Origin of the sequence: Pseudomonas sp. TMW22089 (assembly GCF_022496645.1) — a bacterium.
GTDB lineage: Bacteria > Pseudomonadota > Gammaproteobacteria > Pseudomonadales > Pseudomonadaceae > Aquipseudomonas > Aquipseudomonas paraversuta.
The window spans coordinates 21,676-44,211 of the sequence record NZ_SCFG01000013.1; the positions used below are offsets into that span (position 1 = coordinate 21,676).

Here is a 22,536-nt window from a genome sequence, read left to right on the forward strand (position 1 = left end):
CGATTCAGCCACAGGGTCTTTGAACGGCCGGTCAGGATTTATTGCGCACCTACCCTGTAGACTTTGCAGGCTAAACTGCCCCATGACCTGAAGAGCCATCCATAAGGACTCCCTATGCCCTCCCCTGATCAGCCGGCACCGATCAAGCAAACGCCAGAGAGCGAACAGGCCGGCCCACCGATCAATGCCGAACGCCTGTTGCAGCTCATTACCGAGGAATACGAGAGCCTGCCGCGTCAGCTCAAACGTATTGCCAGCTATATGAGCCAGCAAAGTGACCGGATCATGGTTGACCGGATCAGTGATATTACCCGCGAGTGCGAAGTCCACCCTTCGGCCATCGTGCGCTTCTCGCAACGCTTCGGTTTCAGTGGTTTCAGTGAAATGCAGGCGCTGTTTCGCGAGGCCTACACCCACAAGGCCACGCCGGCGCAGAATTACCAGCAACGTATTCGCAGCATGATTGCCAACAAGTCGCAAAAAGCCAGCGGCGGCGATCTGGCCCGTGAGTGCATCAACGCGACCCTCTCGGGTATCGAACGTCTGGGGCTGGAACTGGATGACCAGTCCTTCGACAAGGCCGTGGACCTGGTGGTCAACGCTGACAATATCTATGTGGTGGGGGTGCGACGCTCTTTCGCCGTGGCCGACTACCTGGTGTACAACCTGCAGCACACCAACAAGCGCATTCATCTGGTGTCCGGGCTGGGGGGCAGTTATCGCGAGCAAATGCGCAGCGTGCGGGCCAACGACCTGGTGATTGCCATCAGCTTTACCCCCTATGGCAAGGAAACCCAGCATTGCCTGCGCATTGCCCAGTTGCATCAGGCCAAAACCCTGATCATCACCGACAGCAACCTGTCACCGCTGGCCAAACGCGCCAACAGCGTGCTGCTGGTCAATGAGGGCAGTTCGTTCGCGTTTCGCTCGTTGAGCGCAACCCTGTGCCTGTGCCAGGCCCTGTTTATTGCCGTGGCCTACCGGCTGGAACTCAAAGTGGATGAAATCCACGAGCAAGTGGGCTTTGACGACTAGGACAAACAGCTCCAAACATCAAAATTAATGCAGTTAATCAGCATTATTATGAATTTGCGGACTGCTACCAGCTGTTGCACACTGCTCCCGTTCCTCCCCCAAATGAAGGGACATTTTCAAGGGCTTGCCGGGAAACCCGCACAGCCCTTTTTTTATCCTTTCAATCGCCAACCCCCGGATTTTCCTCACCATGCATACCCGCTGGATCAGCCGCCTATTGCCTGCGGCCACCAATACCCGTCCCACCGAATGGAGCCGCGCCGCCATTGGCGTATCCCTTGGCACGCTCTTGAGTGTCTGGGTCTGCAGCCTGTTTTTCGGCCTGCCGGTGGCCATGCATTTGATTGGCCCGCTGGGGGCCAGTGCGGTTCTGCTGTTTGCCGTGTCTTCAGGGGCGCTGGCGCAACCCTGGTCGATTATGGGCGGCTACTTCTGTGCAACCCTGGTGTCATTGGCGGTGGCGCACTTCTTTGGGCGCAACCTGGACAGCGCCTGCCTGGCGGTAGGCCTGGCGCTGATTGTCATGTGCCTGTTGCGCTGCCTGCACCCGCCCGCCGGGGCGCTGGCCTTGCTGGTGGTCCTGGCAGATCCGGACAGCGCCAGCCTGGGCTGGGGCCTGCTGGCGCCGGTAATGCTCGCGGCGGCGTGCATGCTGGTGGCAGCACTGGCCTATAACAATCTGACCCGGGTGCGCTACCCGAAAAAACCCCCGGAGCCGAACCCGGTCGCCCCCCAGGTCGCGGGCGACCCGGGCATTACCGCCCAGGACCTGCAACAAGCCCTGGAGCAAATGGATGCGTTCATTGACGTGACCCCCGAAGACCTTGAACAGCTGATCCGCGCCAGCGAGCACTATGCACGCCGGCGCAGTATCGGTGAGGTGCTCGCCCAGGCCCGTTAACCGCCAGACGCAAGCGCCCCGGCCGTTGCACTGATGCCCGAAACTCCTGCTAGGGTTATCCGTGCAGCGCCCGGGTGCAGCCACTGTCAGAGTGTCTGCCGGCCCGGACGCAGAGGCCCCCTGGCACAGTCCCACAGGAGGCCCGAATCCCGTCGGTTGATCCTGATCAAGGCCGCCATGCTCAAGACCATTGAAAAAGAGATTTCCAAGCAAGCGGCGCCCCACGCCTTGCGAGCTGAATTCGCCCAACATGACTTCGAGAAACTGCGTAACTTCTGCCGCCTCACCTTCAGCGCAAGCATCTTCATGTGGCTGTTGTTCAACCTGATCGTCAGCATCAAGGGCCGCCAGGGGTTCACCGCCCTGTCCATCCTGTTTCTGAGCACCCTGGTGGTGCTCACCATCATTCTGGGTTTCATTCGCAAGTCCTGGCATTTCGACATACTCAATGCCCTGTTCGTGGCAGTGATTGCCATCGGTATCCGCCTGATCATTTTTGGCCTGCCGGCCGATGCCCAGCCGATCTGGCTGATTCTGGCCTGCTCCAGCATCCTCTACGGCGCCTCCGTGATGCCGCTGGGCCATCGGGGGTTTATCGCAGTGGTGGCCATCACCTGGCTGACCCTCAACCCTTTCCTGATGACTCAAGTGTCGGTCACCGATCTGCGGGGCACCCTGATCCTGTGCTATCTGGCCTTTCTCAGCAGCCTGACGATCTACAACTTTTTCAAGTTGCGCAAAATCAAGCTCTACAACTTCACCATGTTCAGACTGCTGGTGAGCCAGGCCTACATTGACCCCTTGACCGAGATTCCCAATCGCCGCTCCTTCATGACCCAGGCCGGCAATGTATTGGCGACCCGGCCACGGGAGCAGGATCACTACCTGGCGATGATCGACATCGACAACTTCAAGAAGGTGAATGATCTTTACGGCCATGATATTGGCGATGAGGTGCTCAAGCGCACTGCAGCCAGCATCCAGGCGGTGATGGCCGACCATGAGTATGCGCGGCTGGGCGGCGAGGAGTTCGCGGTGTACCTGGCGGGTGTGCGGCGCAGCGATGTCGAGGCGTTGATGGACGAGTTGTGCCGGCTAGTGCGCGTAGACCCGCACCCTTACCCGGTGACCGTCAGCATCGGGCTGACCCGGGTCGAAGACGATGACAGCCTGAACCAGGCCCTGGCCAAGGCGGACAAGGCGCTGTATGTGTCCAAGCACAGCGGCAAGGACCGGTTTACCTTTTATTAGGGCCGGTGCCTCGCTGCTGCAAGGTTCAGGCTGATTAGCGGTCCTGGCTTAAATCGGTATTGCCGTCCCAGCCACCACCCAGTGCGGCAATCAGTTTGACGCTGGCGATCAGGCGGCTTTGTCGCAAGTTGAGCACGTTGCGCTCGGTGTTCAGGGCAGTGGCCTGGACCACCACAACGTCCAGGTAAGCGATCAGGCCGGCCTTGTACTGGTTGCTGGTCAGGCGTAACGACTCGCGGGCCGACTCCAGTGCCTGCTCCTGAACCACAGCCTCATCCCCCAGCACCTTCAGCTGCACCAGGTAGTTTTCCACTTCGCGCAAGCCATCGAGCACGGTCTGGCGGTATTTGGCCACGGTCTGGTCATACAGCGCCTCGTTACGGTCAACCTCGGCCGAACGCTGGCCACCATCGAATAGCGGCAAGGAGACTTTTGGCCCGACCGACCAGAAACGGTTCGGTACGCTGATCCAGTCCTGATACTGACTGCTGCTGTAACCGCCCTGCAGGCTCAGGCTGAAGTCGGGATAGTAAGCGGCTTTGGCCACCCCGATATTGGCGTTGGCGGCAATGATCGAGCGCTCCGCCGAGGCGATGTCCGGACGCCGTTCCAGTAACTGCGAAGGCAGGCTCAGCGGGATTTGCGGCAGCGCCGGAACGGTTGTGGTTTCAGCCAGGCTGAACCCGGAAGGCGCCTGCCCGGTCAGCACGGCAATGGCGTTCTCGAATTGCGCCCGCTGCCAGATCAGGTCGATCATGTTGGCCTGGGTGTTACGCAACTGGGTTTGCGCCTGGGCCACGGCGTCCTTGCCGGAAATCCCGGCCTTGTACTGGTTTTCGCTCATTTTCAAGGAACGCTGATAAGCCTCGACCGTGGCTTGCAGCAGGCGTTTTTGCTCATCGATCACCCGCAGTTGCAGGTAGTTCTGCACCAGCTCCGACTGTTGGCTCAAACGCATGGCGGCCAGGTCGGCCAGGCTGGCCTCGGCACTGGCTTCGTTGGCTTCCAGCCCGCGACGCAATTTGCCCCAGACATCGGCTTCCCAGCTGACCCCCACCTGGGCGTTCAAGGTGTCGCGAATGCCGCTGCTGGAACTGGTCAGGCTGGAGTTGGAGCTACCGGTGCCCTGGCTGGAGCGGGTTTTGCCCACGCTCAAGTCGGCGCTTGGCAGAAAGGCCCCACGGGCGCTGCGCACCAGGGCCTGGGCCTGACGGAACTGGGCCTCGGACTGGGCCACTGTCTGGTTGCTGCTGTTGAGTTTGTCCACCAGGCCATTGAGCTGCGCATCGCCATACAGCTCCCACCAGGCACCACGGGCCAGCGCATCGCTGGGGTTGGCCCGGGTCCAGCCGGCAGCCTCTTTGTAATCCGCTGCTGCCGCCGATTCGGGACGCTGGTAGTCCGGACCTATTGCACAGGCGCTGAGCAACAAGCCAGATAACAGCAGCGGAGCGAGTTTAAGCAAACGAGAAGTCATAGCGGAGTGTCCAGAGCAGCATCAGTGCGCACGCCACGCCATTTGTTGAAACGATGGCGTGCGCGGTCAAGATAGAGGTAAACCACCGGGGTGGTGTAAAGGGTCAGGATCTGGCTGAAGATCAGCCCGCCGATAATGGTCAGGCCCAGGGGCTGGCGCATTTCTGCCCCTTCGGCGGTGCTCAGCATGAGGGGCACGGCCCCCAGGATGGCCGCCAGGGTGGTCATCAGGATCGGGCGCAAACGTTGCAGGCAAGCGCTGCGAATTGACGCCTCGGGGCTGAACCCGGCGGTCCGTTCCAGTTGCAGCGCGAGGTCGATCATCAAGATCGCGTTTTTCTTCACCACCCCGATCAGCAGGAACAGCCCCAGCAGGGAAATCAGGCTGAACTCGCCCCCCGTGAGGTAGATGCTCAGCAAGGCGCCGACCCCGGCCGAGGGCAGGGTCGAGAGAATGGTCAAGGGGTGGATATAACTCTCATAGAGAATCCCCAGCACCAGATACACCGCCAGCAGCGCACCGAGAATCATGAACGGCTGGCTCTTTTGGGTGGCGGCAAAGGCATCGCCGGTGCCGGCCATTTTGGCAATCACGTCTTCGGGCAGGCCCAGCTTGGCAATGGCCCGCTCAATCGCGGCGGTGCCCTGCTCGGTCGATACCCCGGGGGCCATGTCAAAGGAAACGGTCTCCGAGGCAAACTGGCCTTCATGCTCCACCCGGTCGTCCTGCAGACTGTTCTCGTAATGGGCAATGGCCGACAACGGGATGCGCTGGCCTTCGGCAGTGATCACTTGCACCTGCTCCAGGGTTTGCGGGTCCTGGGCGTACTTGGGATTGACCTCCATCACCACCTGATACTGGTTCAGGCTGTCGTAGATAGTGGAAATCTGCCGCTGGCTGTAGGCGTTGTTGAGCACGGCGGTGACCATATCCATGTCCACCCCCAGGCGCTTGGCCTGATCGCGGTCTACCACCAGCGTTACCTGCTGTGCGCCCCGTCCTTCACGGGCGTCGATGGCCGTCAGCTCGGGCAGGGCCTTGAGCGCAGCCACCACTTTCGGGTACCAGATGCGCAGTTCACCAAGGTCACCGCTTTGCAGGATGTAGGAGTACTGCGAACTGGTTTGCTCGCGTCCGCCGCCAAACTGCAGATCCTGGTCGGCCATCAGCATCAGGCGCCCGCCGGGTACTTTGGGCATGGTTTCACGCAGGCGTTCAATGACCTTCTGCGCCGAAATCCTGCGCTCGGAAATGGGCTTGAGGCGCACGATCATGATTGCGTTGTTGGTGCCGCCATTGCCGCCAATAAAGCCGGCAACACTCTCCACCGCCGGATCGGCCAGTACTGCCTTGCGGAAGATTTCCATCTTCGGCTGCATCACGCTGAATGACAGGCCGTCGTCACCGCGGACAAAGCCGATCAACTGCCCGGTGTCCTGTTGCGGCATGAAGGTCTTGGGCACCACCACGTACAGCGCCACGTTGACGCCAATGGTCACCAGCAGGCTCAACAGGGTCAGGCGCTTGTGGCGCAATACCCAGTCCAGGCTGCGGGCATAGCCGGCGACCATGCGCTCGTTAAGGCCCATGCTCCAGCGTTGCATGGCGTTCTCGGTACCCGGCACATGGGGCTTGAGCCAGCGCGCGCAGAGCATCGGGGTGAGGGTCAGCGACACCACCAGCGACACCACGATCGAGGCCGCCAGGGTGATGGAAAATTCACGGAACAGGCTTTCGACAATCCCCCCCATAAACAGGATCGAGAGAAATACCGCCACCAGCGAAACGTTCATCGACAGCAGGGTAAAACCGACTTCCCTGGCCCCCAGCATCGCCGCTTTCATCGGCGCAATACCGGCATCGATATGCCGCGAGATGTTCTCCAGCACCACGATGGCATCGTCCACCACCAGCCCGGTGGCCAGAATCAGCGCCATCAGCGACAGGTTGTTCAGCGAGAAGCCGTACAGGTACATGATGGCAAAGGTGCCCACCAGCGATACCGGCACCGCCAGGGTCGGGATCAGCGACGCCCGGAAGTTACCCAGAAACAGGAACACCACCAGAATCACCAGCGCCACGGCAATCAGCAGGGTCATTTCGGCTTCGTGCAAGGTGGCCTTGATCACCGGCGAGCGGTCCATGGCCAGGTTCAGTTTGACGCTGGCCGGCAACACCGCCTGCAGCGCCGGCAGCTGGGCCTTGATCGCGTTCACGGTCTCGATGATGTTGGCCCCGGCCTGGCGGTTGACCACCAGCAATACGGCCGCATCGTTGTTGAAAAAGCCACTGTTGTAGCGGTCTTCAACGCTGTCCTGAACCTTGGCCACATGGCTCAGGCGCAAGGCCGCGCCGTCCTGGTAGCGAATGATCAGCGGCTCGTAATCCTTGGCCTTTTCCAGCTGGTCGTTGGCCTGGATCTGCCAGTTGCGATCGCCATCGGACACCGCGCCCTTGGGCCGGCGCACGTTGGCGTTGGCAATGGTATTGCGCACGTCGTCCAGGGCCACGCCGTACTGGTTGAGCAGTTGCGGCTCCAGTTCGATGCGCACCGCCGGCAGCGAGCTGCCGCCGATCTGCACTTCACCTACCCCCGGGACCTGGGACAGGCTCTGGGACAGGATGGTGGAGGCCAGGTCGTACAGCTCGCCCTTGGACAGCACGTCGGAGGTCAGCGACAGCACCATGATCGGTGCCTGGGACGGGTTGACCTTTTTGTAGGTCGGCATGCTTTTCATGCCGCTGGGCAACAGGTTGCGCGAAGCGTTGATCGCCGCCTGCACCTCACGGGCGGCGCCGTTGATGTCGCGGTCCTGATCGAACTGCAGGATGACCCGGGTAGAACCCTGGCTCGAGCGGCTGCTCATGGTGTTGATCCCGGCAATCGCGCCGAAGGAACGCTCCAGCGGGGTAGCCACGGTGGATGCCATCACCTCGGGGCTGGCACCCGGCAAACTGGCCGAGACCACGATCACCGGGAAATCCATCTGCGGCAGCGGCGACACCGGCAGCAAGCCGAAACTCACCCCGCCCAGCAACATGATCGCCAGGCTCAGGAGCATGGTCGCGACGGGACGCTTGATGAACGGACCGGACAGGTTCATAGCGACGCCTGCTCGGGCGCAGCCGCATCACCCCGCCAGCGGCGGCCCAGGCGATCGAAGTACAGATAGATCACCGGAGTGGTAAACAGGGTCAGTACCTGGCTCACCAGCAGACCGCCGACCATTACCAGCCCCAATGGCTGACGCAATTCAGCGCCCGAGCCGGTGGCCAGCATCAGCGGTATGGCGCCGAACAGCGCCGCCAGAGTCGTCATCAGGATCGGCCGGAAGCGCAGCAGTGCCGCCTGATAGATCGCTTGCTCGGGGGCCATGCCCTGATTGCGTTCGGCATCGAGGGCGAAGTCGATCATCATGATCGCGTTCTTTTTCACGATACCGATCAGCAAGATGATGCCAATGATCGCAATCATCCCCAGATCATTGCCGCTCAGGATCAAGGCCAGCAAGGCTCCGACCGCCGCCGAGGGCAAGGTCGAGAGGATGGTGATCGGGTGGATATAGCTCTCGTACAGCACGCCAAGCACGATGTACATGGTCACCACCGCCGCCAGAATCAGCAGCAAGGTGCTCGACAACGAAGCCTGGAAGGCCTGGGCTGCGCCCTGGAACTCGGTCTTCACCCCCACCGGCATGCCGATGTCTTTCTGCACCTGATCGATCAACTCGACCGCTTGCCCCAGGGCCACCCCGGGCGCGAGGTTGAACGACACCATCACCGAAGGGAACTGGCCGATATGGGAGATCGCCAGTTGCGCCTGACGCTCTTCGACCTTGGCCAGGCTCGACAGCCGCACCTGGCCGCCATCGGTGGTTTTGACGTGGATCTGCTCCAGCGCCTGGGGGCCGATTTTCTCGCCGTCCCGGGCTTGCAGCACCACGCGGTACTGGCTGGCCTGGGTATAAATGGTGGAAATCTGCCGCTGACCGAAAGCGTCGTACAGGGCATCGGTGATGTTGGCCACCGACACCCCAAGGCGTGAAGCCGCATCGCGGTCAATCATCAGGTACACCTGCAGGCCCTTGTCCTGCAGGTCGCTGGCCACATCGGTCAACTCGGGCTGATTGTTCAGCGCCGTCACCAGTTTCTGGCTCCAGGTGCTGAGCATCTCGGCATCCGGCGAGGACAGGCTGAACTGGTATTGCGTACGGCTGACGCGGTCTTCGATGGTCAGGTCCTGCACCGGCTGCATGTACAGGCGAATACCCACCAGCTGGTCGAGCTGAGGTTGCAGGCGCTCGATCACTTGCGAGGCACTTTCGCTGCGCTCGCTATGGGGCTTGAGGTTGATCAGCATGCGCCCGCTATTGAGGGTCGGGTTATCGCCGTCCACCCCGATGTAGGACGACAGGCTCTCGACATCAGGGTCCTGCAGAATGATCCGAGCCAACTCTTGCTGACGCTGGCTCATGGCACTGAACGAGATGGACTGCGGCGCTTCGGAGATACCCTGGATCACCCCGGTGTCCTGCACCGGGAAGAAGCCCTTGGGCACCACCATATACAGTACGACCGTCAGCGCCAGGGTGCCGATGGCCACCAGCAGGGTCAGTGGCTGATGCTTGAGCACCCACTGCAACATGCTGGCGTAGCGGGCGATCATCCAGTCGATGAAGGCGCCGCTGGCGCGATAGAAACGCCCCTGTTCTTCTTCCTTGGGTTCGGCTTTGAGCAGGCGCGCGCACATCATGGGCGTCAGCGTCAGCGAGACCACCAGCGACAGCAGAATCGCCACAGCCAGGGTGATCGCAAACTCGCGGAACAGGCGCCCCACCACGTCAGCCATGAACAGCAGCGGAATCAGTACGGCGATCAGCGACAGGGTCAACGAGATCAGGGTAAAACCGATTTGCTTGGCACCCTTGAGCGCCGCCTGCATCGGACTGTCGCCCTCTTCGATATAGCGCGAGATGTTTTCCAGCATCACGATGGCGTCGTCGACCACAAAACCGGTGGCGATGGTCAGGGCCATCAACGTCAGGTTGTTGATGGAAAATCCGGCCAGGTACATGACCCCAAAGGTGCCCACCAACGACAGCGGCACGGCAATCGAAGGGATCAGGGTAGCGCTGGCACGGCGCAGAAACAGGAACGTCACCATCACCACCAGCGCGATGGCGATCAGCAATTCAAACTGCACATCGCGCACCGAGGCACGGATGGTCTGGGTGCGGTCGGTGAGAACAGTGACGTCGATACCGGCCGGCAGGTTGTCGGTGATGCTTGGCAGCAGTGCCTTGATCCGGTCCACCACCTCAATCACGTTGGCTCCCGGCTGGCGCTGAATGTTCAGCAATACGGCCTGATTTTCATTGGCCCAGGCGGCGAGACGCTCGTTCTCGGCGCCATCGACAATTTCCGCCACATCCTTGAGCCGCAACGGCGCGCCGTTGTTGTAGGCGAGGATCAGCTCGGCGTATTCCTGGGGGGTCTTCAACTGGTCGTTGGCGTCCAGCATCGACACCCGGGTCGGGCCGTCAAAGTTGCCCTTGGGCTGGTTGACGTTGGACGCGCCGATCAGGGTGCGCACATCTGCCAGGTTCAAGCCGTTGGCGGCCAACGCTTCGGGGTTGACCTTGATCCGCACCGCCTGACGTTGACCGCCGGCAATGCTGACCATGCCGACGCCGCTGATCTGGGCGATTTTTTGCGCCATGCGGGTGTCGACCAGATCATTGAGTTTGGGCAACAGCATGGTTTTGGAGGTGATCGCCAGCGTCAGTACCGGGGTGTCGGCCGGGTTGACCTTGTTGTACACCGGTGGCGCCGGCAAATCCTTGGGCAACAGGTTGCTGGCGGCATTGATCGCGGCCTGCACCTGCTGCTCGGCGACATCCATATTGATGTCGAGATTAAAGCGCAGGGTCAGCACCGAAGCACCGCCGGAACTGGTGGAAGCCATTTGCGTCAGGCCCGGCATCTGCCCGAACTGACGCTCAAGCGGTGCGGTCACGGCACTGGTCATGACATCCGGGCTCGCGCCGGGATACAGCGTCATCACGCGGATGGTCGGATAGTCGACCTGGGGCAAGGCCGATACCGGCAGCAGGCGATAGGCGATGATCCCGGACAACACGATGGCGAGCATGCAGAGCGTGGTTGCGACCGGGCGCAGGATAAACAGCCGCGACAGATTCATTCGTGCGCCTTGCCCTTGACCTTGCCATCGGCCGTTGCATCGGCTTCAGGCCCGCCTTGCAGATGTTGCGCCGGGGTTGCCGGCACCTCGGCGCTGTCGTTGACCACTTCCACCGCGCCGCCATCACGCAGGCGGTCAGTGCCTTCAAGCACTACACGGTCGCCGGGCTCAAGGCCTTCTTCGATCACCGTCACATCGCCATCGGTGACACCGACCTTGATGCTGCGAATCTTGACCTTCTTGTCGCCGTCCATCGCATAGACGAACGAACCGTTGGTGCCGTACTGAATCGCTGCGGTCGGGGCCAGGATCACGTTTTTCAGGGTGTCGGCCAGCAGGTGCACATTAACGAACTGATTGGGGAACAACACCTGATCGCGGTTATCGAACAGGGCCTTGAATTTCAGGGTGCCGGTGGTGATATCAATCTGGTTGTCGATACTGCTCAGCACCCCTGTCGCCAGTTCCTGGGTGTCGCCGCGGTTCCAGGCCTGTACCGGCAATCTGGCGCCGCTGCGATAACGTTCAAGCACCAGTGCAAGGTCCTTCTCGGGCAAGGTGAAGCTGACCACAATCGGCTCGGTCTGGGTGATCACCACCAGCGCGGTGGTGTCGTTGGCTGCCACCAGGTTGCCGACGTCCAGTTGGCGCAAGCCCACACGACCGGTGATCGGGGCGCGAATCTTGGTGAATTCAAGATTGAGCTTGGCGTCGTTGACCGCTGCCTGATTGGTCTTGACCGTACCCTGATACTGGCTGACCAGTGCTTCTGCGGTGTCCAGGGTCTGCTTGGCGATACTGTCTTCAGCATACAGGCCGCGATAGCGCTGTACATCGACCTGGGCATTCTTCAATTGGGCCTGATTCTGCAACAGCGTGCCTTCGGCTTGCAGCAAGGCGTTCTGATAGCTGCGCGGATCGATTTCGGCCAACAGTTCGCCAGCCTTGACCATCTGGCCTTCCTTGAAATAGACCTTGACCAGCTCCCCTGCCACCCGGCTGCGTACATTAATGGTGTTGAGCGCGGTCACCGTACCCAGTGCCTTGTAGTAGACCGCAAAGTCACCCCGCGTCACGTCCGCCACCCGAACCGGCACCGCCAGGGTCGAACCGCCAAATCCGGGACGCATCATCCCCGACTTGCTGGTGTGCCCGGCGGGCTGAGCAGTGGCTGCCTTTTTCGAGGCGGATGGCCACAGCCACCAGCACAGGGCAACAACGATCAGCAGGACCAGCAGGCCAAACAGCCAGCGACGAGATTTGTGGGAAACAGACGATTGCATTGAATGATCAACCATTGGGCGGCGAGCGCTTATTATCAGGAGGCTGAAAGATAAGCAGTGCGCACGGTTATGAAAAGGTTCTTTACCGGGTATTTACGTTATAGCGCTGTCAAGGCCACGGGTTTGCCCCAGAATCCTGTGAATCGCCTGCCGGAGCAGTCGGAGCGGTTCGGTTTTAACCGACGGCTGTGACATTGACACTGGCCGGGCTCGACGCCTGCAGCGTTATTTGTAGCAGCCCACAAAAAAACGGCCGGGCATTAAATGCCCGGCCGTTTTTGCTGAAGCGTTGCGACTTACTTTAAAACAGCCAGGGCTGCTTCGTAGTTCGGCTCTTCAGCGATTTCTTTAACCAGTTCGCTGTGCAGCACGTTGTCGTTTTCGTCCAGCACGACTACCGCACGGGCAGTCAGGCCAGCCAACGGGCCGTCAGCAATTGCCACGCCGTAGTTCTCGATGAACTCACGGCCGCGCAGGGTCGACAGGTTCTGTACGTGTTCCAGACCTTCGGCACCGCAGAAACGGGCCTGGGCGAACGGCAGGTCAGCCGAGATGCACAGCACCACGGTGTTTTCCAGATCGTTGGCCTTGGTGTTGAAGGTGCGCACCGAAGTCGCGCAAGTTGGCGTATCAACACTCGGGAAGATGTTCAGCACTTTGCGTTTACCAGCAAAGCTGGCCAACGTCACATCGGACAAATTACCTGCTACCAGCGAAAACGCCGGCGCCTTGGAGCCTACTGCCGGCAGTTCGCCTTTGACTTGAACAGGGTTGCCTTTAAGCGTCACTTGAGCCATGAACGATGTCCTTCTTAACGGTTTTTGAAGAAGCCGGAGTTAAACACGAATCAGGCAGCCGACCTACGGCCCGCAGGTAAAATGTCATGGGCCGCGGAACAAAAAGACCGTGCCGGTACTGAAAAATTCCAAAAATGCCCGGCCTCGAGCAAAACAGTACCCGGCAGCAGACCCCGGGAACTGGCAGTCGCGCCATTTGCTGCTAGCTTCCTAGCGCTGCATTCTTAAGACTTCCAGGGAATTGGACGCTCATGGCTAAGACACACCTTGCTTCGGGACTCTTACTGACCCTGGCCCTGGCCCCTGTCACTGCTGCCCTGGCAGACAATCCCGATATAGCCAACAAAAGTAACAACCCACTGAGCCTGGCCCCGGGCCTGAACCTGCAGGACTACTACACGCCCCGGGTCTACGACAGCAATATCCACACCAATGACGCCCTGCTGCGCGGCGCCCTGCCCGTCGCCCCGAACGACTTTATCGGCGTACCGCAACTGTTGCGTGCCACCCTGCCCATCAGCACCCGCCCCGACCCCAGGAGTGGTTACAGCACCGGTATGGGCGATCTCAACCTGTTCGATATTTTCCTGCTCAAGACCGATGGCGTGCAGTTGGGCATCGGCCCGCAAATTACGGCGCCCACTGCCGAGCATGACGAACTGGGCACCGGCAAATGGCAAGCGGGGCTGGCAGCGATTGCCATAGATGCCTCACCCCGTGGCCTGCTGGGGGCACTGGTGCAGTATCAAAGCTCTTTTGCCGGTGACAGTGATCGCCAGCATGTCGAGAGCGCCACCTTCCAGCCGTTCATCATCCACAACCTGCCAAAGGGCTGGTACTTGCGCTCCACCGGCACCTGGACCTATGACCTGAAAAACAACACCCACTATATCCCCGTCGGCCTGGGTTTCGGCAAGGCATGGAAAGCCGGGGGCAACATCCTCAACGCCTACCTGGAACCACAATGGACAGTGGAACGCAAAGGCGATGACTTGCCGCAATTCACACTGTTCGCCGGCATTAATGTCACCTTCGGAAAATAAGGAAATTTCATGAATTCGCAGCTTCGTGCTTCTGGCTTCAGCGCCCGGCCCCGGGAGCACGCCCACGTCATGCTGGCCACTCCTGGCATGGAACAGGGCAAAACCTTCGCCCAGACCGGCGCTTGCCTCGATAAAAGCTGGAAACCCGATGACATCAGGTTGCTGTCATGAGCAGTCAATCCACAGTCAGGGACTTTGCCAGGTACCTCAAGCCCCCCGTTTATGCCCTGGCAGCCTGCCTGTCACTGATGGCAACCCAGGTATCGGCCATGAACTTCAGCGCGTCGCCTGCAGAGGCCACAAGCATCGCCAGAGAAGCCTATCTGTATGGTTTCCCGGTGGTGGAGATGTACAAAACCCTCTACGCCCAGGCCGTGGACCAAGGCGGCAAGGACTTCAAGGCGCCGTTCAATGACATCGGCAACACCGCCATGGTGTTCAGCCCCAAAGACAGCGCTTTCGTGACCCCCAATTCGGACACGCCCTATTCATTTCTATGGATGGACCTGCGAGCCGAGCCGCTGGTGCTGACGCTGCCGGCAATTGAAGACGGTCGTTACTACTCCACGCAGCTGATCGACCTGTACACGCAAAACTTCGCCTACCTCGGTAGCCGTACCACGGGCAACAAAGGCGGGAACTTCCTGATTGTCGGGCCGGGCTGGCAAGGTGAGAAACCGGCCGGTATCGAGGCCGTGATTCCCAGCGAAAGCGAAATTGCCTACGGCCTGTACCGGACCCAGCTGTTTGATGAAAAAGACCTGCCCAGGGTCAAGGAAATCCAGCGCGGTTACACAGTGCAACCCTTGAGCCAGTTCCTCGGCCAACCCGCCCCGCCGCTGTCTGCAGCCATTGACTGGCCGGCCCCCGTGGCGAACATGAGTGACAGCCCCGAGCTGTTCAACTACTTGAATTTCATGCTCGCATTTGCCGAGCCGCAGCCCGGTGAAACGGCATTACGCGAGCGCTTCAAAAAAATTGGCATTGAACCGGGCCTGCCCTATGCAACGGGCCAGCTGTCCGCCGAGCAACGCAAGGCCCTGGAAGAAGGAATTGCAGCAGGTAAAGCCGAATTCGAGCAGTTCAAGAAAGAGCAGGTCGACACGCACAAGATCAGCAGTGGAGACCTGTTCGGCTCCCGCGAGCACTTGAAAAACAACTACCTGTACCGTTATGCGGGGGCCAATATGGGGATCTTTGGTAACTCTGCCGAAGAGGCCGATTACATCGGCTATTTCGTCGACAATCAGGGCCGCCCCCTGGACGGCTCCAGACAGCGCTATACCTTGCACTTTGACAAAAATGCCCTGCCCCCTGCCAATGCCTTCTGGTCGCTGACCATGTATGACGGCAAAAGCAAATTGCTGGTGGAGAACCCGCTGGATCGCTACCTGATCAATTCGCGCATGTTGCCCGATCTCAAGCGCGACGCAGATGGCGGTGTGACCCTGTATCTCCAGCCTCAACCCCCGGCCGGGGATCTGCAAAACAACTGGTTGCCGGCGCCTGACGGGCCGTTTTACGGCGTACTGCGTATTTATATGCCCAAGCCTGAACTTGCCGACGGGCAATGGAAAATGCCCTTGCTGACACCTGTAGCACCCTGAGCTGTAACCTGCAGCACCCCGGCAAGCCGGGGTGCTGCAACTGTTTTGCCCGCACTCAGTTGCAGATCCCGGAGCTTACTGGCTCTTCAGTTTCAAATACGACTGATGAAGATCTGATGCCCAGCCATCTATCACTTTTTTCACATCGTCGGTCTTCATTTGCTGGCTGCTGTTCTCCAGCGGTTTGCCGGTGCCTTTGCGCACCACCTGCGCCACTACGTCCTGGCTCTGCCCGTCAATGAATACGGCTTCGGTTGCCAGCTGGGTTTCCTGATCGCGAATGCCCGACGCCGTACTGACCGCCGCCGCCACCAGCGCTACCGGAATATATTCGTAAGGTGCCAGGCTCTCGGTCTCGCTGCTCACGGCAGTGATCGCCGGTCGCACCACAATCACGCCCGGCCCGGGGGCGCTGGCCAGTGGCGATGATTTGCTGAGTTCACGCTTGAGTGCTTGATCGTAGTAGCGGGTAATGCCGTTCAACGTGCTTTGCGGGATCTTCTCCGTCGGCTTCGGCGCCGGGTAGAGCTGGCTTGGCTCGATATAGACGCTGGTGTACTGGTTAATATTCAGCTTGGGATCGATCCAGCGCATCACTTCGGCGCCCGAAGGCGATTTGGCTTCTTTAAGGCGACTGTAATCCTTCAAAAAACCGGAGTATTCATCCGGCTGCTGGACCTTGCTTGCACAGCCCACTACCCCGATCGAGGCAATACACAACGTACTAATCATCAGTCCGAGCTTCATTCTGTAACTCCTGTGGAGAACGTAACTATTTGTGTGCCGGATTTATGTATAGCTAATCTGCGTAAAAAGCGCTGCTTCGCCGACCAATTTTCCCGAGACATAGAGCGAAAACAGTACAGCTCAGAAGTATTTAAAAAATGTAAATCGGCTAAAAACCAGATCAGATTTTAAAAAACACTTTTAAATATGCCGCTAAATCTGCTCCGTATTAATTCTCCCCCCCTGAATCTGTCTTGTTTCCTGCCAACTTCCTAGAGTTCACCCAGCGCCAGACCACCAGGCCTGGCAGGACTTTGAACCGTGGAAGACTTGAGCATGAGCACAGCACTAAACGGGCAGGCCTATAACTATAAGGTCGTCCGCCAATTCGCCATCATGACCGTGGTGTGGGGGGTGGTCGGCATGGCCATGGGCGTATGGATCGCCTCGCAACTGGTCTGGCCGCAAATGAACCTGGATTTGCCCTGGACCACCTTCGGCCGCCTGCGACCGTTGCACACCAGCCTGGTGATTTTCGGCTTTGCCGGCAGCGCACAGTTTGCCGCCAGCTACTACGCGGTGCAGCGCACCTGTCAGGTACGGTTATTCTCGGACAAGCTGGCAGCCTTTACCTTCTGGGGCTGGCAATCGGTAATTGTGATCATGCTGGTCACCCTGCCGCTGGGCTATACCACCACCAAGGAATACGCCGAAATAGAATTCACCGGTGCCGTGTGGCTGACGGTGGTCTGGGTCGCCTACGCCATCGTGTTCTTTACTACCGTGGTGCAGCGCAAAACCAGACATATCTATGTCGGCAACTGGTTTTTTGGCGCCTTCATTCTGGTCATCGCCATGCTGCACGTGGTCAACCACCTGGCGATTCCGGTGGACTGGTTCAAGTCTTATCCCGTGTATGCCGGAGCCACCGATGCCATGGTGCAGTGGTGGTATGGGCATAACGCGGTAGGTTTTTTCCTGACCACCGGCTTTCTCGGGATGATGTACTACTTCGTGCCGAAACAGGTCGGCAGGCCGATTTATTCCTATCGCCTGTCCATCGTGCATTTCTGGGCCCTGATTACCCTCTATATCTGGGCCGGCCCCCATCACCTGCACTACACCGCACTGCCGGACTGGGCCCAGTCGCTGGGCATGGCCATGTCCATCATCCTGCTGGCTCCCAGCTGGGGCGGCATGATCAACGGCATGATGACCCTCTCCGGGGCCTGGCATAAATTGCGCACCGACCCGATCCTGCGGTTTCTGGTGCTGTCACTGGCGTTCTACGGCATGTCGACCTTTGAAGGGCCGATGATGGCCATCAAGACCGTCAATGCCCTGTCCCACTACACCGACTGGACCATCGGCCACGTCCATGCCGGGGCCCTGGGCTGGGTGGCGATGATCACTTTCGGCGCGCTCTATCACATGATTCCCAAGATCTTCGGCCGCGAGCAGATGTACAGCATCGGGCTGATCAACCTGCACTTCTGGCTGGCGACCATCGGCACCGTGCTGTACATCGCCTCGATGTGGGTCAACGGCATCACCCAGGGCCTGATGTGGCGCGCGATCAACGATGACGGCACCCTGACCTATTCGTTCGTGGAGTCGCTGAGCGCCAGCCACCCGGGCTACGTCGTACGTCTGGTGGGCGGGCTGTTCTTCCTCAGCGGCATGCTGTTGATGTGCTGGAACCTGTGGCGAACAGTGCGCGTGGCCGACCTCAAGCAAGCCGAACTGACAGCACAGATAGCCTGACCACCCACCCGATGCAGGTCGCCGGACCGGTATCGGGTGCTTTCGACAAGGAGTGCCGGACATGATCGAAATAGCCCTCAATAGCGCAGCCGTCATCAGCCTCTATTGCGCCATTAGCTGGTGTTTGAAACATAAAACCGCGACCGATATCGACGAAGCCAGCCTGATCCCCTTTGCCGACGACCCTGAAGTGGCGCGCCGGGTTGAGCAGGCCACGGGCAAAACCATCAACGCAGTACAGATGAGTGAGCAAAGCCGCGAGCCAGACCGGTACACGCTGGAACTCTGAATCGAGGTAAATGGCTGCTGAGGCAGATTAAATCGCACGATCAGTTGCACTACCAAGGTATTCGGCGGCATTCTGCCAGCCTGGGTTTAACGAACTTTTGATCGACACCGCACTCAATCTTTACAGCCATTAACACCTTTTCCGACAGAGACGCTCATGACTTCCAAGCTGGAACAACTCAAGCAGTTCACCACCGTGGTCGCAGACACCGGCGACCTCGACGCAATTACCCGCCTCAAACCCGTTGATGCCACGACCAATCCATCCCTGCTGCTCAAAGCCGCAGCCATGCCGGGTTATGCCGAGCTGCTGAAAAATGCCATCGCCCACGCCAACGGTGATGTCGGCCTGGCCTGCGACCACTTCGCGGTCTCGGTGGGTAGCGGTATCTTGAAGGTCATTCCGGGCCGTATTTCGACCGAGGTCGATGCCCGCCTGTCGTTCGACGAATTTGCCTTGCTGAAAAAGGCCAACCAGTTGGTCGAGCTTTACGACAAGGCCGGCGTGGGCCGCGACCGGGTACTGATCAAGCTCGCTTCGACCTGGGAAGGCATCCGTGCCGCCGAAAAACTGGAAAATGACGGCATCCAGACCAACCTGACCCTGTTGTTCTCGTTTGCCCAGGCCGCAGCCTGTGCCGATGCCGGGGTGTTCCTGATTTCGCCGTTCGTGGGCCGTATTTACGACTGGTACAAGAAGTCCACCGGCATTGACTACACAGGATCCGATGATCCGGGTGTGCAGTCCGTGACCCGCATCTACAACTACTACAAAGCCAATGACTACAAGACCGTGGTCATGGGTGCCAGCTTCCGCAACCTGAACCAGATCGAACAGCTGGCCGGTTGCGACCGTCTGACCATCAGCCCGGACCTGCTGGAAAAACTGGCCCTGGACGAAGGCAAACTGGAGCGCAAATTGAGCCCTGGGCATCAGGGCGAACCGCGCCAGAGCCTGAACGAAGCGCAGTTCCGCTGGGCCTCGAACGAAGACGCAATGGCCACCGAAAAACTGGCCGAAGGCATCCGCCAGTTCGCCCGTGACCAGGAAAAGCTAGAGGCGTTGTTGACGGCCAGGTAATCCCGCAACAGACCGCGCAATGCCCGCTCCTACAGAAGCTGCACACAACCTGCAGGAGCGGGCCCAGCGACAGAAGCTGCGCTCATCTTGTGGGAGCGGGCTTGCCCGCGATGGCCGCCCCCCGGTAACTCAGCAAGTCAGCAGACTCCTGCAATACCCCTCCACTCCCGCCTCCAGCCCCGACATCGGTTCCTCATAACCCGCTTCGCGCAGCCGGCTCAAGTCGGCGCAGGTGTAGACCTGATACTTGCCCTTGAGCTCTTCGGGGAACTCGCAGTAGCGCAACACCCCTTCAAGCACTGCCGTTTCCAGGGTCAGGGAAGGCCGGCCCTGCGCTCCACGCAAACAGTTGATCGTTGCCAGCGCCAGCTCGTTGAATGAGCGGGCCACACCGCTGCCCAGATTAAAAATGCCACTGGTTTGCGGGTGATCCAGCCAGTGCAGATTGACCTTGACCACATCCTCCACCGAAACAAAATCACGCATGTGCCCGCCTGCCGGATAGCCGCCGTACTCACCGAACAACTCGACATGCCCGTGGTCGCGGTATTGATTGAAACAATGCCGCACCATCGAAGCCATACGGCCTTTGTGTTGCTCGCGGGGGCCGAACACATTGAAGTAACGCAACCCCACCACCTGGCTGCGTGCCTTGCCCGACAATTGCCGCACATGCTGATCGAAGAGGAATTTTGAGTAGGCGTAGACATTCAACGGCCGCTCACACTCGCGAACTTCGCGAAAGTCCCGGTTGGCGCCATAGACCGCTGCCGAAGAGGCATAGATAAAGGGCGTCGCTTGCTCCTGACAGGCTTGCAGCACGTCACAGCTGTAGCGGTAGTTGTTCTCCATCATCAACCGGCCGTCACGTTCCAGCGTACTGGAGCACGCGCCCTGATGCAGAACGGCGCGTATATCGCCCAACTGACGATTGGAAAAACGATGCACGAACTCGCGTTTATCGATGTAGTCCGCGATATCGCAGTCCGCCAGATTGCGGCACTTGTCGCCATCGGTCAGATCGTCCACGGCAATGATGTCACGCTCACCGCGCCGGTTGAGTGCCTTTACCAGGTTACTGCCGATAAAACCGGCGCCCCCGGTTACGATGATGCTCATCTGTCACTACCTCCTGGAATATGGCTTGGGCTCAGGCTATGCCGGTGCGGGCCGACAGCCTTGATGCAGATCAAGCGCGCAAGTGAGTGACATAGCCGAACGTGACATACGGCACAGGGACCACAGCGCCGAGATTTGATTGTCGCTCAACCATTCATTCAGCCATTTACGCATTCACGCATTCACGCATTCACGCATTCACGCATTCATTGTAGGAGCGAGCTTGCCTCGCGAGCTTCTGGCGATTCGAAGGACTGCGCAGGAAAAGCTCGCGAGGCAAGCTCGCTCCTACACAGAAGACGCATAAGACGCATAAGACGTATGGATGTGTTGCGCGGATCGCCGTAATAGCGCGCAGGCGCCGGCGCAGCCAGTTCACCAGCCAGCCGTATGGTCGCTATAGAGGGTATGAAGGTCTGCATGCAGCGGCAGTGGGTTCGACGGGGATGGCCCACGGGAACCCTCGGTGCGCTTGCCAGACTCAAGCCTGGAACGGCTTGCGAGGGACAATCACCCGCCCGGCGCCGCCCGGAATGGCAGCGACGGGCGGAGCTGAATCAAGGAATCAGCGAGTAAACCAGCGACGAAATTGCTACCAGGCCAACGGCGGTGACAAACACGTTGGAGATCTTGCCCGAGTACTGGCGCATGGCTGGTACCCGACGAATCGCGTACATCGGCATCAGGAACAGGATGGCCGCGATCACCGGGCCGCCCAGAGTTTCGATCATTCCCAGAATGCTTGGGTTGAGCGTTGCTACTGCCCAGCACACTATCAGCATGAACGCTGCGGTCATGCGGTCCAGGGCTTTCGCTGCCGGGCGCTTGCCGGTCTTCAGGACCAGGCCTTTAAGACCTTCGCTGGCGCCGATGTAGTGACCCAGGAACGATTTGGCTATCGCTACAAAGGCAATCAACGGGGCGGCAAAGGCAATGGTCGGGTTGCTGAAGTGGTTGGCCAGGTAGGACAGGATCGACAGATTCTGCGCCTTGGCTTCAGCCAGCTGCTCAGGTGACAGGGTGAGCACGCAGCTGAAGACGAAGAACAGCACCATCGCCACCATCAACAGGTGGGCGCGGGACAGGATCTGCGAGCTGCGCTCATCGGCGTTCGCCCCATAACGGCGCTTCTGATCAACGGCAAAGGCCGAGATGATCGGCGAATGGTTAAACGAAAACACCATCACCGGAATCGCCAGCCACAAGGTGTGCAGCAATGCTGAAGGCGCCGGCAAGGTGCTCGCCGTGCTCAGAATCCCGCCATTCCAGTGGGGGATCAAAAACACCGCCAAAAACAACAGCGCGACAATGAACGGATAGACCATCATGCTCATGGCCTTGACTATCACTTGCTCGCCGCAACGCACCACGGCCAGCAGGCCCAGAATCAGCACCAGCGACAAAATCGCCCGGGGTGGTGGTGTGACATGCAGTTGATTGAGCATGAAGCTGCCGACCGTATTGGTCAGGGCAACGCTGTAAATCAACAGAATCGGAAAAATCGCACAGAAATACAGCAGCGTGATCAATGCACCGGCCCGCAAGCCGAAATGCTCTTCAACAACATCCGTGATGTCAGAGCCTTCGCGTCCGGAGAGTACGAAGCGGGTCAAACCGCGGTGAGCATAAAACGTCATCGGAAACGCCAGCAACGCCAGAATCAGCAACGGCCAAAAGCCGCCAAGCCCTGCATTGATGGGCAAAAACAAAGTACCTGCGCCAATGGCCGTGCCAAACAGGCCCAGCATCCAGGTAGTGTCATGACGACTCCAGCGACTGAGGGTCGCGGGTGCCGCGTCAAAGCGTTCATCGACGCTGTTAGCCTGGTCATTCATCCGGTCGAATCTCCGCTAGCCGGTCGTTACCACGCAGCCGGGGCGGACAAAACACACCTTACAGACAACGCCCCGGCCGTAAGAAGGGCGCGATTCTCCGGGATTAGTCATAAGAAGCAAAGGTTTA

At 59.5% G+C, this 22,536-nt stretch carries 17 protein-coding genes; 9 read left to right on the forward strand and 8 right to left on the reverse strand.

Features of this window, described 5'->3' with window-relative positions; all coding sequences use genetic code 11:
- Positions 1-114 precede the first annotated feature (114 nt).
- The 3 genes from EQV90_RS13855 (at position 115) to EQV90_RS13865 (ending at position 3,187) form a co-directional block, all read left to right on the forward strand.
- Positions 115-1,035 carry a MurR/RpiR family transcriptional regulator gene (locus EQV90_RS13855; RefSeq protein WP_240878247.1) on the forward strand — a complete coding sequence of 307 codons (921 nt, stop codon included), beginning with the start codon at positions 115-117 and terminating at the stop codon, positions 1,033-1,035.
- Between the two features lie 190 nt (positions 1,036-1,225).
- On the forward strand, positions 1,226-1,936 hold the full coding sequence (locus tag EQV90_RS13860; RefSeq protein ID WP_240878248.1) for an HPP family protein: 711 nt from the start codon (positions 1,226-1,228) through the stop codon (positions 1,934-1,936).
- A 177-nt stretch (positions 1,937-2,113) separates the two neighbouring features.
- A complete protein-coding gene (locus EQV90_RS13865; protein WP_029612454.1) occupies positions 2,114-3,187 on the forward strand; it encodes a GGDEF domain-containing protein in 1,074 nt (357 codons plus the stop codon).
- Between the two features lie 34 nt (positions 3,188-3,221).
- Here EQV90_RS13865 and EQV90_RS13870 read toward each other — a convergent pair whose 3' ends face one another.
- The 5 genes from EQV90_RS13870 to tpx all read right to left on the reverse strand — a co-directional run bounded on the left by EQV90_RS13870 (position 3,222) and on the right by tpx (position 12,946).
- Entirely contained in the window at positions 3,222-4,664 is a 1,443-nt protein-coding gene (locus EQV90_RS13870; protein WP_240878250.1) for an efflux transporter outer membrane subunit, read from the reverse strand.
- Positions 4,661-7,768: an efflux RND transporter permease subunit gene (locus EQV90_RS13875; protein WP_003447604.1), complete on the reverse strand. Its 3,108-nt coding sequence runs from the start codon at positions 7,766-7,768 to the stop codon at positions 4,661-4,663. The genes EQV90_RS13870 and EQV90_RS13875 overlap by 4 nt, the downstream gene beginning before the upstream one ends.
- Entirely contained in the window at positions 7,765-10,866 is a 3,102-nt protein-coding gene (locus tag EQV90_RS13880; RefSeq protein WP_003447603.1) for an MdtB/MuxB family multidrug efflux RND transporter permease subunit, read from the reverse strand. The genes EQV90_RS13875 and EQV90_RS13880 overlap by 4 nt, the downstream gene beginning before the upstream one ends.
- The gene (locus EQV90_RS13885) at positions 10,863-12,164 is read right to left on the reverse strand and encodes an MdtA/MuxA family multidrug efflux RND transporter periplasmic adaptor subunit (RefSeq protein WP_029612455.1); all 1,302 of its coding nucleotides are present in this window, start codon (positions 12,162-12,164) and stop codon (positions 10,863-10,865) included. The genes EQV90_RS13880 and EQV90_RS13885 overlap by 4 nt, the downstream gene beginning before the upstream one ends.
- 281 nt (positions 12,165-12,445) lie before the next feature.
- The gene (gene tpx / locus EQV90_RS13890) at positions 12,446-12,946 is read right to left on the reverse strand and encodes a thiol peroxidase (protein ID WP_003447601.1); all 501 of its coding nucleotides are present in this window, start codon (positions 12,944-12,946) and stop codon (positions 12,446-12,448) included.
- A 251-nt stretch (positions 12,947-13,197) separates the two neighbouring features.
- On the opposite strand from tpx, the gene EQV90_RS13895 reads away from it, so the two are divergent.
- From EQV90_RS13895 to EQV90_RS13905, 3 genes are read left to right on the forward strand one after another with little or no spacing between them, the layout of a single operon-like run.
- Positions 13,198-13,989, forward strand: coding sequence for a hypothetical protein (locus EQV90_RS13895; RefSeq protein ID WP_127196713.1), 792 nt, complete (start codon positions 13,198-13,200; stop codon positions 13,987-13,989).
- A gap of 9 nt (positions 13,990-13,998) precedes the next feature.
- Complete coding sequence (locus tag EQV90_RS13900; RefSeq protein ID WP_158525120.1) at positions 13,999-14,160, forward strand: hypothetical protein; 162 nt, start codon at positions 13,999-14,001, stop codon at positions 14,158-14,160.
- Positions 14,157-15,596 (forward strand): DUF1254 domain-containing protein, encoded by a 1,440-nt coding sequence (locus EQV90_RS13905; RefSeq protein ID WP_161719651.1) that lies wholly within the window; start codon positions 14,157-14,159, stop codon positions 15,594-15,596. The genes EQV90_RS13900 and EQV90_RS13905 overlap by 4 nt, the downstream gene beginning before the upstream one ends.
- A gap of 75 nt (positions 15,597-15,671) precedes the next feature.
- Here EQV90_RS13905 and EQV90_RS13910 read toward each other — a convergent pair whose 3' ends face one another.
- Positions 15,672-16,343 carry a DUF3313 domain-containing protein gene (locus EQV90_RS13910; protein WP_240878251.1) on the reverse strand — a complete coding sequence of 224 codons (672 nt, stop codon included), beginning with the start codon at positions 16,341-16,343 and terminating at the stop codon, positions 15,672-15,674.
- Between the two features lie 315 nt (positions 16,344-16,658).
- On the opposite strand from EQV90_RS13910, the gene ccoN reads away from it, so the two are divergent.
- From ccoN to tal, 3 genes are all read left to right on the forward strand, one after another.
- The gene (gene ccoN / locus EQV90_RS13915; RefSeq protein WP_003447597.1) at positions 16,659-18,086 is read left to right on the forward strand and encodes a cytochrome-c oxidase, cbb3-type subunit I; all 1,428 of its coding nucleotides are present in this window, start codon (positions 16,659-16,661) and stop codon (positions 18,084-18,086) included.
- Positions 18,087-18,147: 61 nt separating this feature from the next.
- A complete protein-coding gene (locus EQV90_RS13920; protein ID WP_003447596.1) occupies positions 18,148-18,375 on the forward strand; it encodes a hypothetical protein in 228 nt (75 codons plus the stop codon).
- 156 nt (positions 18,376-18,531) lie between these two features.
- A complete protein-coding gene (gene tal, locus EQV90_RS13925) occupies positions 18,532-19,455 on the forward strand; it encodes a transaldolase (RefSeq protein ID WP_010656088.1) in 924 nt (307 codons plus the stop codon).
- Positions 19,456-19,584: 129 nt separating this feature from the next.
- On the opposite strand, the gene rfaD is transcribed toward tal, so the two are convergent.
- Positions 19,585-20,574, reverse strand: coding sequence for an ADP-glyceromanno-heptose 6-epimerase (gene rfaD, locus EQV90_RS13930; RefSeq protein WP_240878252.1), 990 nt, complete (start codon positions 20,572-20,574; stop codon positions 19,585-19,587).
- Between the two features lie 557 nt (positions 20,575-21,131).
- Positions 21,132-22,409 (reverse strand): serine/threonine transporter, encoded by a 1,278-nt coding sequence (locus EQV90_RS13935; RefSeq protein ID WP_003447591.1) that lies wholly within the window; start codon positions 22,407-22,409, stop codon positions 21,132-21,134.
- Positions 22,410-22,536: the final 127 nt, after the last annotated feature.